General features: G+C 38.9%; 13 protein-coding genes. 6 read left to right on the top strand and 7 right to left on the bottom strand.

Features of this window, described 5'->3' with window-relative positions; genetic code table 11:
• Window positions 1–26: 26 nt before the first annotated feature.
• Genes FXV77_RS16215 through FXV77_RS16205 form a run of 3 tightly spaced genes read right to left on the bottom strand, consistent with a single transcriptional unit; the run spans window position 27 to window position 2,609 of the window.
• The gene (locus FXV77_RS16215) at window positions 27–737 is read right to left on the bottom strand and encodes a phosphatidate cytidylyltransferase (protein WP_148920289.1); all 711 of its coding nucleotides are present in this window, start codon (window positions 735–737) and stop codon (window positions 27–29) included.
• A gap of 6 nt (window positions 738–743) precedes the next feature.
• On the bottom strand, window positions 744–1,322 hold the full coding sequence (locus FXV77_RS16210) for a CDP-alcohol phosphatidyltransferase family protein (RefSeq protein WP_148920288.1): 579 nt from the start codon (window positions 1,320–1,322) through the stop codon (window positions 744–746).
• A gap of 6 nt (window positions 1,323–1,328) precedes the next feature.
• Entirely contained in the window at window positions 1,329–2,609 is a 1,281-nt protein-coding gene (locus tag FXV77_RS16205) for a hydroxymethylglutaryl-CoA reductase (protein ID WP_148920287.1), read from the bottom strand.
• A gap of 119 nt (window positions 2,610–2,728) precedes the next feature.
• On the opposite strand from FXV77_RS16205, the gene FXV77_RS16200 reads away from it, so the two are divergent.
• Together FXV77_RS16200 and FXV77_RS16195 are read left to right on the top strand one after the other, a co-directional pair.
• A complete protein-coding gene (locus FXV77_RS16200; protein WP_148920286.1) occupies window positions 2,729–3,685 on the top strand; it encodes a helix-turn-helix domain-containing protein in 957 nt (318 codons plus the stop codon).
• A gap of 80 nt (window positions 3,686–3,765) precedes the next feature.
• A complete protein-coding gene (locus FXV77_RS16195) occupies window positions 3,766–4,686 on the top strand; it encodes a PfkB family carbohydrate kinase (protein WP_148920285.1) in 921 nt (306 codons plus the stop codon).
• A gap of 41 nt (window positions 4,687–4,727) precedes the next feature.
• Here FXV77_RS16195 and FXV77_RS16190 read toward each other — a convergent pair whose 3' ends face one another.
• Both FXV77_RS16190 and murB read right to left on the bottom strand, forming a co-directional pair.
• A complete protein-coding gene (locus tag FXV77_RS16190) occupies window positions 4,728–5,240 on the bottom strand; it encodes an RNA polymerase sigma factor (protein WP_148920284.1) in 513 nt (170 codons plus the stop codon).
• Window positions 5,241–5,515: 275 nt separating this feature from the next.
• A complete protein-coding gene (gene murB / locus FXV77_RS16185) occupies window positions 5,516–6,532 on the bottom strand; it encodes a UDP-N-acetylmuramate dehydrogenase (RefSeq protein ID WP_148920283.1) in 1,017 nt (338 codons plus the stop codon).
• Between the two features lie 114 nt (window positions 6,533–6,646).
• Here murB and FXV77_RS16180 point away from each other — a divergent pair, with 114 nt between their 5' ends.
• A complete protein-coding gene (locus FXV77_RS16180) occupies window positions 6,647–7,261 on the top strand; it encodes a TetR/AcrR family transcriptional regulator (RefSeq protein WP_148920282.1) in 615 nt (204 codons plus the stop codon).
• Here FXV77_RS16180 and FXV77_RS16175 read toward each other — a convergent pair.
• The gene (locus FXV77_RS16175; protein WP_148920281.1) at window positions 7,227–8,228 is read right to left on the bottom strand and encodes a YpdA family putative bacillithiol disulfide reductase; all 1,002 of its coding nucleotides are present in this window, start codon (window positions 8,226–8,228) and stop codon (window positions 7,227–7,229) included. The genes FXV77_RS16180 and FXV77_RS16175 overlap by 35 nt on opposite strands.
• Window positions 8,221–10,410, bottom strand: coding sequence for an FUSC family protein (locus tag FXV77_RS16170; RefSeq protein ID WP_148920280.1), 2,190 nt, complete (start codon window positions 10,408–10,410; stop codon window positions 8,221–8,223). The genes FXV77_RS16175 and FXV77_RS16170 overlap by 8 nt, the downstream gene beginning before the upstream one ends.
• 180 nt (window positions 10,411–10,590) lie before the next feature.
• On the opposite strand from FXV77_RS16170, the gene FXV77_RS16165 reads away from it, so the two are divergent.
• The 3 genes from FXV77_RS16165 to FXV77_RS16155 all read left to right on the top strand — a co-directional run bounded on the left by FXV77_RS16165 (window position 10,591) and on the right by FXV77_RS16155 (window position 14,966).
• Window positions 10,591–13,164 carry a phosphoenolpyruvate carboxylase gene (locus FXV77_RS16165; RefSeq protein ID WP_148920279.1) on the top strand — a complete coding sequence of 858 codons (2,574 nt, stop codon included), beginning with the start codon at window positions 10,591–10,593 and terminating at the stop codon, window positions 13,162–13,164.
• An 84-nt stretch (window positions 13,165–13,248) separates the two neighbouring features.
• On the top strand, window positions 13,249–13,878 hold the full coding sequence (locus FXV77_RS16160; protein WP_148920278.1) for a hypothetical protein: 630 nt from the start codon (window positions 13,249–13,251) through the stop codon (window positions 13,876–13,878).
• A gap of 152 nt (window positions 13,879–14,030) precedes the next feature.
• Window positions 14,031–14,966, top strand: a complete 936-nt coding sequence (locus FXV77_RS16155) for a LytTR family transcriptional regulator DNA-binding domain-containing protein (protein ID WP_148920277.1) — start codon at window positions 14,031–14,033, stop codon at window positions 14,964–14,966.
• Window positions 14,967–14,987: the final 21 nt, after the last annotated feature.

Genomic DNA, 14,987 nt, shown 5'->3' with positions numbered 1-14,987 from the left:
ACGTGTTTCTACCCCGAAGTTTTGATTTATAAATAAATTAACCAAAAAACTGCTCCTGCAAAAAGGAAACTGTCAAACCTATCCAATACACCACCATGTCCAGGAATGAGGTTGCTATAATCTTTTAGATTACACCGACGTTTGTACCAGGAAGCTAGGGCATCGCCTACAAAGGCTGCCGTGCAAATGAGTAATGGCGAAAACCCTATCGCATATCCCGACATGTTCAGCCACTGCATCACGAACAATCCCGTAGCTATTCCCATGACATACCCGCCGATAACACCTGCTATGGTTTTATCCGGACTGATTCTCGGTAGAACTTTCTTCCTGCCAAAGAGCTGACCGATAATTTGGGCGAATCCATCAAACGTAAACACGATGGCATAGACATATAATATCCTTTCTAATGCGACTTGACTGGAAAATTGATAAAAGCCAAAAGCTATGGCCATATAAAATAGGATAGATAGTCCTAAAAACAATATCCCGTTGTTTGACGAACGCCAGCTCGTCAGGATTTCGTATGTTCCAATGAGGAGTAACCCGATCGCCAAATAGTGCATCATGCCATATTGGATACACCAGACAGTTAAACTGACAGCAAGGAGGTAGAAGATATATTTCACCCAACGTGCTCTCCGTTGTTCAGCATCACTCGTTCTATTGAGTACGAATATGGCTACCGCACCGATAGTGAAGAATACAATGATAATATAGAATAATGTCCAAAACATAGTCCGTCATATTTTATGTCGGAAGACAAAGAATGCGCTTTTGAGGTTAGAACGGAGCCTGGGCAACGATACAACCAAGAGCAATTCTTCCAGATATGATAAGCAGCTGATCACCACCATGAAATAAAAATAGGGTTTCCAAAAACCCAAAAGGAAAAAGGTGAATATAAATATACCCTGAACATAACCGATGGCTTTGCTCGACCACAGGTGAAAGCTGGGAAAACGTCCAAACCGGAATATAGCTAACAACTGCAGAAGCAACCATAAGCCTATCAATACTATAAATTCAAATCTATACTCTTGTACGAAATCTTGTTCAAGCACAATCATGCCTACAAAGGCCATGATGTAGGTTCCGATATCCGCTAAAGAATCCAGTCTTGCTCCGAGCTCTGTCTGCAGTTTGAAAGCGCGGGCAATCAAACCATCCAAAATATCGGTAATCAAATTAATGGATAAGAGAGTGATGAACAAACTTTTATTTCCGCTAATAATAGCGTATATAATAAATGGTAACGCCAAGATGCGGTAAGCGGACAGTGCATTAGGTACATTCCATATATTTTCCTTATTGGTTGCCATGATGTTCTATTTTTTTCGTCCAAACTTCTTGTGTGCCTGCGTGAAATGTCCGGCGGACAAAGCTGCTGCAATAGAAAGTTCGCCTGCTAGAACAAGTGCTCCACATATTTCGGCGAATTTCCGGGCTTTGCCCGCACCATAACAATCCATCATCTCCAGGCATTCCCGTTGCGTAGGCAGATGTGTTCCACCACCTACGGTGCCCACTACCAAATTGGGCAATGTCACACTTGCATACAAGGACCCGTTTTTATTCCACTCCATCCTGGTGATGCCGGTAGCGGCTTCTGCCACGCAGGCAACATCTTGACCGGTAGCCAAAAACAAGGCTGCTAATCCATTGGCGTAATGTCCTTGTGCGCCAATTGCACCGCTCTGTATAATGCCAATGGTAGATGAACGCCAATATTCGGCCATTAGTTCAGGCGTGGTTTTAAGAACCTTATTTACAATTTCCTCCGATAACACAATTTCGGCAGTTACCTTTTTTCCTCTGACATTGGTAAATGACAAAGCCGTTGCCTTTTTGTCGCCAGAATAGTTGCCTTCAATGAACCACAATGTTGGTTTGGTAGGGCATTGTTCTACCATATATTGGCAAATGGCATCCGTACATATTGTGACCATATTTTGGCCAGCGGCATCACCTGTATGATATTCTAGGGTTACAATGAGATGATTGCCCTCGATTTGGACTTTGATATCCATCAATTTGGCAAATTTACTGGTCTGTCCGACGATTTCTTTCAGCTTGTCGACTTGTGGAAGCAGCCAGGCTACGAAAAGCCCGAGATCGGCAATATTCTCGAATTTGAATACTGGGCTACGTTGTACGCCCTCCAACAGACAGATAGAGGTGATGCCGCCCGCCATGGAACAAGCCTTTGCGCCTCGATGGTACGACGCGACTAAAGCTCCTTCACTCGTGGCCAGCGGTACATAGAAGTCTCCTTGGGCAGATGAACCGATCACATGCAATGGTCCAATAACGCCTGTGGGGACACGGGTCATGCCGATATAGTTTTCGATATTGCCATTCAAAAAAGTGAAGTCGTCAAAGATTTCGTTCTCGATAAGGTAGGGAGAACTTTTAGCTGTTTTATTTTCTAAAAAGGTTTTTCGCTGTCGGACGCCATCTGCGCTCACTTCCGGTTCAAAAGGTAATGTATTTTTCTCGTTAGGGACCGAAGCTTGACGATTCCTAATATTTCCGATAATATGTTCCATGTTCTGCACCGTATTAATAATGTTCAGTGCGGTACTTGCTTTTTCTATTGATGATGCCATGAGTCAAAAATTATATTTACTAAATAACGATCGTACTATGCAAATCTATTGTGATTTTCACGTAAACATTTGCGGGAAAAAATATTTTTTAGCTTTATATTTGTGATTATCGCAAAAATATGTATCAGGAAATTCTAATCGATGCTATACGAAAGAAAATTGGCCAACACAAATCTCTCATAGAGGAAGTGGCAGGAGCATTGGATATCAGCTACGATGCAGCCCATCGGCGTATTTCGATGAAAAGCAAGTTTTCGATTGAAGAAGTAGTTCAATTGGCTAATCACTATGGTATTTCAATGGATAAGCTTTTCCAGGGGAGTGACAGCGTATTGGTCAAGAAAACCAAAGATGTCCGCAGTTTTGAAGGTTTAAGCCAATATCTAGAAAGTTCGTTTAAATATTTAAACGCTCATGCCGCAGATAGGGATACTTCGTTATATTACTCGGCTAAAGACATTCCTTTGTTTTATACGGTGAATACGGATTTATTATCGAAATTCAAACTCTATGTATGGCTTTATTTACTGAATCTCGAAGATATGAACATATCTTTTGATGCCTTTTGTAGCAAAGCACCTATCATCGATCACAGTCAAAAATTAACGACGTTTTATGCCTCGGTGCAGACAAACGAGATATGGAACGATACCACGATTAACAGTACATTACAGCAGATCATTTACTTCTTTCATTCCGGCTTGTTGTCTGCTGAACACGGTAGAACGCTTTGTGAATGCCTCAAAGAGTTGGTGTCTGGGCTAGAACAGAAATGTACCGACAAAAATGATCAATATCGTTTATACTATCATGATTTGCTTATCTTGAACAACAACGTGCTGATTTCAGATCAACAAAAAAAATCCCTTTTCGTGCCATACACCATGTTGGGATATTATGTAACCTATGACGAAAATACCTGTAAAACGGTGTATGATTTCTTTCAATATCAGTTGAAAAACTCCAAATTACTTAACACCGCAGGTATAAAGGATAGGAAAATGTTTTTTAATCGGGTATATCAGAAAATTGATTTCTACAAAAACCAAATGACGGTCTTTCCAGATATACTGTAGTTTATTCTTCAGTTTTTGTTATTTTTAATACATTCTTATACCTTTGTCTCCGTCTTTTAGGGCGATTAACGAAATTGAATATGAGTTTAGTAATTGTAGGTACTGTGGCTTTCGATGCCATTGAAACACCTTTTGGGAAAACCGATAAAATTGTAGGAGGTGCTGCTACATTTGCGGGCCTTGCAGCTTCATATCTATACAACAAAGTGAAGTTAGTTTCTGTCATTGGAGAAGATTTTGGAAATGATAATCTGGATATTCTCAAATCAAGAGGTATTGATGTAGAAGGTGTAGAGGTGGTGAAGGAAGGAAAATCTTTCTTTTGGTCGGGAAAATATCATAACGACATGAATAGCCGTGATACATTGGTAACTGAATTGAATGTATTGGCAGATTTTGATCCGAAATTACCAGCTTCTTATCAAGATTGTAAATACTTGTTACTGGGCAACTTAACTCCTCAGGTACAGATGACTACTTTGGATCGTTTACAAAATAAGCCGAAATTGGTCGTCTTGGATACGATGAACTTTTGGATGGATGTGGCTTTAGACGATCTTAAAGTTGTATTGAAAAAAGTCGATGTTTTGACTATCAACGACGCCGAAGCGCGCCAGCTTTCGGGCGAATACTCCTTGGTCAAAGCTGCGCAGATTATATTGGAAATGGGACCCAAATACCTTATTATTAAAAAGGGGGAACATGGGGCTTTACTGTTTGGTGATGGACAAATATTTTCTGCTCCTGCGTTACCATTGGCTGATGTTTTTGACCCAACAGGTGCAGGCGATACCTTTGCTGGTGGTTTCATAGGTTATTTAGCAAAAGTGAAGTCAATTAATTTTACCAATATGAAAAATGCCGTTATCTACGGTTCGGCATTAGCTTCGTTCTGTGTGGAGAAATTCGGAACAGAACAGTTACAGCAATTGTCTGCAAGTGATATTCGTCATCGAATCCAACAATTTATCACATTGTCTAGATTTGAGTTGAAAGACTAGAAAACTATAAAAAATGCCCATTTGGGCATTTTTTATAGTTTTTAATAACTGAACTTATAGGCGTTCAATGTTTTTTTCATGACTTTTCGTGCCACGTGAATACGTGTTTTTACCGTTCCTATTGGTATGTTCAGATGATCTGATATTTCATGATATTTATAGCCTTCAAAATACATAGTGAAAGGAACATAATAATCTTCTGACAGGTTAGACAATGCGTGATTGATATCCTCCATAACGAATTTATTTTCGCCTCTATTCTTTGTTGCGGAGACAACGAGGTTTGCACTGGTAATTTCTTCCTCTTTCGTAATAAAAGAATTTGTTTTTACAACCCGTCGATAATTGTTAATGAACGTGTTTTTCATGATGGTATACAACCAGCCTTTCAGATTGGTGCCTTCTTTGAAATTCTTAAAATAAGTAACGGCTTTCAAAAGAGTATCTTGCACTAAATCATTGGCATCATCCTGGTCTCTGGTGAAATTTCTTGCGTACGCTTTTAGTGATTCTGATTGTCGAATGACCAAAGTGTTGAATTCTATTTTGTTCATATTAGACTGGATTAAAAAGTTTACACTACACTAAGTGAACATACGTTCGTTCAATTAGCTATTTTAAGGTTGTATTTCATTTGCATGAACTACGGTTGCATCCGAAATTATGCAAATGGCGTGCTAAACTTTTTGATTATCGTTAAGTCTAAATGAATGTTTCGTTAAATTTAGTTGTAAAGAGCATTTTTTTTCAAAAATAACTCTTTAAAAGCCAACAGGATAAGGGGGGTAATCTATTTTTCACAATCTAAATTAACAATTGTTGAAAACTTTTAGAGAACATTTACTTCCCGTTCTAGCATAATTCCAAATTTTTTATACACATCGTTCATTATTTTAGACGATGTCGAGTAAATTTCTGAACCACTCGCGTTACCTAAATTCGTAATGACCAATGCTTGGTTTTTCCAAACCGCGACATTCCCATCTATTTTTCCTTTCCATCCACATGTTTCTATCAACCAGCCCGCAGCGAGTTTGACGTAATATTCATCGACGGAGTAGAAGATGATATCCGGATATTTTTTTTGCAATTCGTTAAACGTTTTCATAGGAATGATAGGGTTTTTAAAAAAACTGCCCGCATTACCAATGGTAGAAGGATCGGGAAGTTTTTCTACACGAATATGTGATACTACTTCGGCGATATCTTTTATCGTAGGAGAGGATATACCTCTTTTTTGCAATTCCATATGGATGGCACCGTAGGACGTATTAATTTTATGGTGTAGGTGTAATTTATAGGTAACCGATGTTATAACGAAACGTCCTTTATATTTGGATTTAAATATACTGTCGCGGTAGGTGAATTTGCAGTCCTTGTTGTGGAAAGTTGTAAATTCTCCGGTAGTCGTATCAAACGCTTGACAGGAATAGAATACGTCCATGAGCTCCGTGCCATAAGCACCGATATTTTGAATAGGAGAGGCTCCTACCGATCCGGGAATGAGAGCCATGTTTTCCACACCGCCAAAACCCCGTTCCACGCAATACCAGACGAAGTCGTTCCAAACTTCGCCCGCTTTGGCGGTTATATAAATAAAATTACCCTCTATAAAATGCGTTATTCCTCTATTTCCCATTTGTATAATCAGGCCATCGTAGTTTTCTGTAAACAGCACATTGCTGCCTCCACCTAATACAAAGAATTTATTGGAAAATTGCCTTTCTTTAAATAAAGCCGGCAGTTGGTTTTCATTGTTTATTTTGATAAAATCTTTGCAGAAAACCTCGATGCCAAATGTGTTATACGTTTTTAGTGAAATATGCTGCTGAATGGCGTTCGTCATTTGTTGTAAATGTCTTAACTTGACTAATTCTTTTAAAAAATCAAAAAAAGAAGTAACTTTATAATGTTAGTGTAAAGATAACATAAAGCTTAGTATTTAAATAATAAAAATAGCATGACCAAGAATGTTGATGTAAAGAGAGCGAAGATACTTGATGTTGCAAAACGACGCTTTGCACACTTTGGGATGGCAAAGACTACCATGGCCGAAATAGCTAAAGATCTTTCTTTTTCTAAAGCTCTGCTGTATTATTATTTTCCAGATAAACATAGTCTATACAGCGCCGTCTTAGAACACGTTATCAATGAGATGATCAATAAGGTAGAGGTATATATGAAGAAAGCTGTGAGTGTAGAGCGTATTCTCTTATATGCTGTCGAAAGCCGGATGACGATTATGCGTGAAAATTATAATCTATTTGAATATTCCTCCTCTCAATTTATCCAAAACCCAGGAGAAATGGGAAAAAATATTGGTCCTTTTTTCGAACGTATTCGCGATCAGTATAGTCGGATTCTAAAACAAGGTGTAGAAAATAAAGAAATCGAAGTAGATAACTTTAATGAAACCGCCGAGCTATTGTTATTTTCATTAATGGGTATGCGTGTTGGTATTTTAAGTAAAGATTTGAACGATTGCCTGTTTCCTACACCAGAAGAATTTGATCTTATCTTAACCAAACAGCAGAAGATGGTTAAGATTTTTCTTCGAGGTTTACGTAGCAACTAGACGTTCGTTCCAGAATATGTTGCATAATAATATCTGCATGGATTCTGGAATTTTCTATAAACCAAAGGTGTGTGTTAAGTCCACCGCAAACCACGCCTGCTAGGTAAAGCCCTGCTATATTGGTTTCCATAGTCTGTGGATTATGGACAGGAATCATAGGAGCCTCATTGGGTACATCTATTCCGACTTTTCTTAAGAAATCGAAATTCGGGCGGTAACCAGTAAGTGCCAGTACAAAATCGTTTCCGATTTCGATCATCCCCTCAGGTGTAGATATCGTAACGGATTCGTCTTTTATTTCCGAAATCCTAGTTTGATAAAATACGTCTATTTCGCCAAGTGCAATTCTATTTTCGATATCTGGCCGTACCCAGTATTTTACGCGGGGGCCTATCTCTGGTCCACGGACAACCATGGTTACTTTTGCACCTTTTCTATATGTTTCAAGCGCGGCATCCACCGAAGAATTACTTGCGCCGACAACAACAACGCGTTGGTTGGCATAGAAATGTGGGTCTTTGTAATAGTGAGAAACTTTTGGAAGATCCTCCCCTGGGACATTCAACAACATAGGTACATCATAGAAACCGGTAGCAACTATGACAGATTGGGCAGTATATTGTCCTTTGGTCGTGCTAACAATAAAAAGATCACCGTCTTTCCGCGTCGCTGTTACTTCTTCGAAGAGATGGGTATTTAAATCGAATTTTCCATTAATACGACGATAATATTCCAGAGCTTCCGCTCTTTTTGGTTTCGGTAATGTCGTAACAAAAGGAGTATCGCCAATTTCTAGTCGCTCCGAAGAGGAAAAAAAAGTCATGTTCAACGGGTAGTTGTACAACGAGTTGACGAGGCAACCTTTTTCTATGATGATATGTGATCGCCCTGCTTTCTGTGAAGCAATACCACAAGCTAATCCAATGGGGCCAGCACCTATAATTAATACGTCAAAATGATTATCCATTTGCTAAATCTACGCTTTCATTAGGCTCCGTTTCTGATATACGATTAACGAGTTCCTGTGTGACTTTGTGTAAATCTCCTGAAATTTTGCTTAAAAACTGTAATTGTTCCGTAATTAATTTACTTTCATCGTTTTCGTTGGTCACCTCATGGAGATTCGGAAATTCCTTTCGCGCTTCAAATGGTTTCTCCTCCTCGTCAGGAGGGATTAAGACGATCGCCTTATATAGTTCGGAAAGCGCTTTTTTAAGCAGTTTCACGTGCTCGGTGTGATAAGAGCTAATATCCGCCTGATTTACCTGTGTAAGTAGATTCGCTGAATGTGAAGAAAGAATATGATCGAGGATGACAAACCTGTTGACTTCTTTCGTATATCTTTGCCGCCATTTGGGCTCTGTTAACATACGTTGGAAAGTGGATCCCATATTGGCAGAGGCAATATATACTTCCTTTCGAGCAAGCTTATAATTTGTTATGGTAAGCTCTTTGCCAGAAAGAATTTGAATGGCTTGTGCAAGGTAGTTGTAATTAGCGATAAGTAAACTACGCATATTGTCACGAAATTGCGTGCTCTCCCAATTCGGAAAGATAACATAACTTGACACGAAGGCTATCGCTCCCCCTAAAAAGGTATCAATAACCCTTTCTGCTACCATTTCTAAGGTGTTGGAACCATGAAAACTCAGCATAATCAATACATAAGGTGTAATGAACATCACAGCAACGATATAGTTGATGCGGAACAAGCTATACCCCGCAAGGAAAAAGAATATTAATAATACAAAACGGATATTTACATCTGCGATGAAAAAAATGGCAGTGGCTCCGATAATTCCACCCATCAACGTTCCGACAAGACGTTGTAAGTTTCTTTCTTGTGTAACTCCAAAACCGGGTTTCAGAATGACCATAATGGTCAATAACGTCCAATAGATGCCATTAGCACTGAAGTTGACTAAATTTAACGTGAGGTAGGTCCCCGAGAGCACAATAGCCAAGCGAAGGGCATGCCGGAATATAGACGACTCTAAGCTAAGATTGCTTCTAAACTTCTTCCAATCAATTTGATCCCGGGTAATGAACTGTGATGCAGAATCAATTTCTTCCTTTGGAACATTTGGTCCGACGTTCGAAGAATTATAACTGTAGATGTTCTCGAGGTATTTAATAATCCCACGGATATTGATGATAACTTTCTTGAGAGGAATAGTGTTGATGCCTTTTTTATCGAGCTGTTCTATTGATTCACGCAGCCGGTTTATGTCGTTATCAAATGTATAGGTAGGCCTAGGTACCCTGTTTGCATTGATAGCATAGGCTATATTATCTAGTTCATTGGTCACTTTCAATATCGTGTGCTTGAAAGGCATAAGTACACCATATTGACCATAGGTCGATTTAATAGCATTGTAATCGTACTGTGTAGTCATGCTCTGCTCAAAGAGATCGACAATATCCGAAAAGACAAGGGTAAGATAGCGACCGATTTTAGTTGTATCCTTGATGGAACGTTTGCTTTGGAAAAGAATGTCCCGAACAGATTCCTGATGTTTATTTACTTCTACTTGTTTGTCAATCAATTTAAGGTAATTGTTGTCTATATTGACATTTGGGTCATAAAAATTAGCTTTCAGCCGAATATAATCTGCCACATACCGTATGGATTCGGAAAGTTCCTGTTGAGCAATACGATACGGGCGTATCTGTACGAGCGACATACTAATGAACATATACCACAAGCCTCCAGTAACAATAAGTAATAAATGGAGCCAGTTGTTCTCTACTGTCAATTCATGTTGTACGTTAAAAAGCATCAAAAGTGTGCACATGGCACCAACCGTCGCAGCACGTGCATTGAAAACAGCAAGCATAGCGAAAAGGAAACTCAATATCGCGATTACTATTGTCGTTACGGCTACCGAAAAATTAACATGCACGATGATCAGGTAGGTCAGCATGCCGATACCAATAGTGGATAGCATTCCCAGACGACGGTGCGAGGGGGCTCCAGGCGTGTCGGAAAGTCCGACTAACAAAGCGCCAAATGAGATTAACGTACCTTGATTCAAATAACCTAAGTAAATACATACCAATAATGGTATGATACATCCGAGTGTAATTTTCAGTCCCTCAGCAAAATATTGACTGTAGAAGAAATGACTAATTTCTTTCGTCCTTTTCATAAAAAAATGTGTAAACAAAGATAGTAAAAAATCAAAGTTGAAGCTTTGTGTTTTTTATAACGAAAATATCGTTCTGATGTTTTAATCGCACCTAAAAGTTGCTTTTGTTATTAAAAGTGCATATTTTAGTGCGATTCGAATTTATTGGTTTCGAATCTATGTTATTCCTTAATTTTAAGCATGAAGATAAGTCAAAAAAAATCTGTCTTTCACAATGAAGTTTTAACACGCTTTGATTTGTACAAAAGTTTGTTTTTAACGTTACCTTTTCAGAGTGTAAAGCACACGGGTACCATACTTCCTTTTTTTTCTACGCATTGTGAAAAGGGTGTGAATGAGCGTTTAACGCCAGAAGATATAATAGATAGTTTCTTTGGCCAATATGAGCAATATGTGCAAGAGGAGAATAGAATTGATTTTCTTTTTAGAATCGTGCAGTATATCGAGCGGCAAGTTGTTCTTTTCGATGCGGTTGAAGATTCGGCTTTTCAAGCAGTAGGCAAGGCTGACGATTCAGCGGTTTTACAATCGTTATTCCGTCGTGCGCAGGACAATCCAGAGCTTAAAAAGAAGATTGTGGACAAGCTACACAACTTCTCTGTTAGACTTGTATTAACAGCACACCCTACCCAGTTTTATCCTGGTCCGGTACTGGCTATTATTACGGATTTGATAGACGCGTTAAAAAGAAATGACGTACATAATATTCAGCTTTTGCTGCAACAATTAGGTAAAACACCCTTCATTAATAAAGAAAAACCAACCCCAGTGGACGAAGCGGCTAGCTTAGCTTGGTTCTTAGAGAATGTTTTTTATAAGGTGGCATCTGAGATACAGTCAAGTATAGACAGTGAACTGGAATTACCTATCGATGATGTAAAACAACTTATAGAGCTTGGGTTCTGGCCAGGGGGGGATAGGGATGGTAATCCCAATGTGACCGCGGAGAGTACAAAAAAAGTGGCCAATATGCTGCGTACTATACTATTCCGTTGCTATTACCGGGATTTTCGTTTAGTGAGACGGCGGATTACATTCCGAGGCACACAAAAGTATTTGGATGTGTTACAGGATCTGTTCCATGAAAATAGTTTTAATCCCGTGGAAAACCCCACCGACGATACCGCGAAAATACTGGAAAATTTGAATGGTGTGAAAGAAGTCTTGAATACCATGCACGATGGTCTTTTTGTGGAATTGGTGGAAGACTTGATTCGTAAAGTCACGACCTTTGGATGTTACTTTACCACATTGGATATCCGTCAGGATAGCAGTATATTAAGAAACACATTTAATTACCTTGTAGAACGTTATCCTGAAACAGGACTTGACTTACAGCAGGTGGCAACTTCTGAAGCTGAGAAAGAAAAACATATTCCTTTTTCGGAACTGAGCTTGGGCTTTGATAAAGATGCGGATAAGTTGATCATCGATACGTTGGAAGTTATCGAATTGCTGAAAGATATTCAAAAATCGGGAAGTGAGCGGGCGGCACAGCGTTTTATTATTAGTAACTGTCAACAAGCATCGGATATTTTGGGCTTAATGCAACTGTTTTTATGGTCGGGATGGAAAAAGGATAATCTTACGATTGATTTCGTGCCGTTGTTTGAAACCGTAGATGACCTTTCTCGAGCAGCTGATGTGATGCGGAGTTTGTATTCCAACACGGAATATGCGAACCATATTAAACGCCGGGGTAATAAACAGACCATTATGCTCGGGTTTTCGGATAGTACCAAAGATGGCGGATACCTGATGGCCAACTGGTCTATCTATAAAGCGAAAATAGAGTTAACAGCTATTGCCCGGGAGTATGATGTAGATTTAGTCTTTTTTGATGGTCGGGGAGGCCCTCCGGCTCGTGGTGGTGGAAAAACACAGCGTTTTTATGCTTCTATGGGTAAAGAGATCGCCAATGAGCATATCCAATTAACGATTCAAGGACAAACCATTAGTAGCCAATACGGTTCGTTGGAAACCGCAAAATATAACATGGAGCAGTTGTTGCAAGCTGGGGTTATATCAGAGCTCCAACAGAAAGACGGCGATACCTTAACAAAAAAACAGAAGGAGGTAATCGACCAAATGGCACACGAGAGCCATGATAAATTCATGTCACTACGGAAACACCCATTGTTTTTAAAGTACCTGGAAACATTAAGTCCGTTGAAACAGTTATCGGAGGTAAACATCAGTAGCCGTCCCGTGAAACGAAATTCGGGAAAGGAGTTACGGTTGGAGGATTTGCGGGCGATTAGTTTTGTGACATCGTGGAGCCAGTTAAAGCAGAACATCCCCGGATTTTATGGTGTTGGTACTGCATTGCGCTGGGCAGAGGAAAACAATTTATGGTCTTATGTTAAAAACCTGTACGAAAGTTCGGGTATGTTCAAGACCATTATTGATAACTGCATGATGTCCATGACGAAGTCAAACTTTGATATAACAGCCTACATGCAGTATGATGAGACATTTGGTGACTTTTGGAAAATGCTCCGTGATGAATTTGAGTTGACTAAAAAATACATTCTTAAATTAAGCAACTCATCTGTATTGATGGAAGATTACCCGATTGAACGGGCATCCGTTTTAGCGCGAGAAAAGATTGTGCTGCCGTTACTGACGATCCAGCATTATGCGATTCGTTCCCTGCTAAATAAGAAAATGTCGCCAGAACAGGAGGCTATTTACAGAAAACTTATTGCTAGGACCATATACGGCGTTGTGAACGCAGGTCGAAATGTTGCGTAATATGTAGTACGTTATTTATTTTGAACAGGGAAGTCGATTATTTTTTTATTTTTGTAGGATAAATAGAAAACAAAAAATATACAGATGAAATTAAATACTTTATTTGTTGTTGGTGTATGTGCGAGCACGTTGTTGGCTTCTTGTAATCCAAAGACTGCAACAGAGAGACAACTGAATTTAACGCATACAACATTGGTTGACGGCGATGCGTATCAATTTTTCCAGCTTGTAGGTGCCAAAGTGGTATATGAAAATGATTATGCCGCTTATGCGGCAGGGATAGCGAACTCTTCACAGGCAAAACAACTCGCTGCAAAAGCTCAAGAGGTATATAGTTCATTGATTCCAGGGTTGGATAGTTTGGCTATTGCAAAACAAGTAGATTTTCCGATTAAAAGGGCAGCAGAATTTGTTGTATCGGAAGAAATAGGAACAGTGAAAACTGTGCATGAGGTTGTGGAGGATGATACTGATTCCGTAGAGGTGGAGGAAGAAGAAGAGGTAGCTGTGGCACACGTGGCTTCTGCATCGTATTCAGATGATGCGTATATCCATCATGTACAACATGAGGTAGCTGTCGTGAAAGACCAACTTCAACGGATGACCCGTAGCACGGACAAAGAAGTACGAGCATTTGCGGAGGCAAATTTGGAAAAAATAGCGGAGTTGTATACCCTTGCCGGTGGCAAGGAAGATGCACATGCTCATCATTAAAACTTGTATTTACTTATATATTGAAATAGAAAAAGGAATGCAGCTAACTGCATTCCTTTTTTATTACAAAAACTGTTTTTTTATTGGAAAAGTCTTCAAGATTAGATATATTCGTCTATACAAAATCTAATAGATAAAAAAACTAGCCGTTTATGAATCGAATATTTTTACAGCGTATTTCTTTTTTTAATTTACCATGGTGGGGTCTAAAGATAGGTTTTTATATTGTTTATTTAGTTTTTATTCAGATTGCGAATAGTGATGGAGACTCGATAGGTGAAAGTATGTTCGTTAATACCCTGGTTGGGCTAGTTATGATCAGTATAATCGAAGTAAGTCAATATTGTCTTCAGCTATTTTTTTCCGAAAAGCATTATATGAAAGCACTTTTGATAGGAAGTGCAAATTACATAACCTTAGCTATAATCGCATATTATTTCTTACATGAAAGTGATAACGCCGTTTCGACACAAATTTGGAATAAGGATATTGAAGCATCATGGAAGTTGTTTCTGGGCAACTTTAACAAGTTTTATTTGACTTTCGTTAAATATGCAGTCATTCTAACGCTTTTAAGACAAGTGTTATCTTTTGTTCGGATGAACGTTCATAAAGGAAAAAGAATAGTCTCGGTGGTTAATAGGGGCAACCAGGGAATTGGTGATATGCCGACAGAACGCCCGGATCAATTTGAGTTTTTTTTTGACGGTCATCGCACAATGAAATTTAAAGCAGGAAAAACAATATATGCTCTCGATATATTTACGACAGTATATTTGGAAGTTAATGACGAGATAACGACTATCTATAGAGTGAATGGTGTTCCTTTAAAAGTCAAAATTCCCTTATCTAAGTTCCGTGAATGGCTGCCAAAGGACAGGTTCTTCCAAATACATAAAAGTAGGATCATAGCCATCCACTATCTTTTATGTGAAACGAATGGACATGTTTATATGAATTATTATGAAAAGACACCATTGAAGCTAGGGAACCAAGAAAGATATCCGCAATATAAAGCGTGGAAAGAACGCAATTTATTACAGAATAATAAAAAAAGGTTTTCAAACGGGGAGAATGAAAACCTTTAGCTAACCAATTATAAACCTAAA

The sequence above is a fragment of the Sphingobacterium phlebotomi genome (assembly GCF_008180195.1).
GTDB classification, from domain to species: domain Bacteria; phylum Bacteroidota; class Bacteroidia; order Sphingobacteriales; family Sphingobacteriaceae; genus Sphingobacterium; species Sphingobacterium phlebotomi.
Note: the sequence above shows the minus strand (reverse complement) of the source record. Positions and strands in the feature narration are given on the sequence as shown.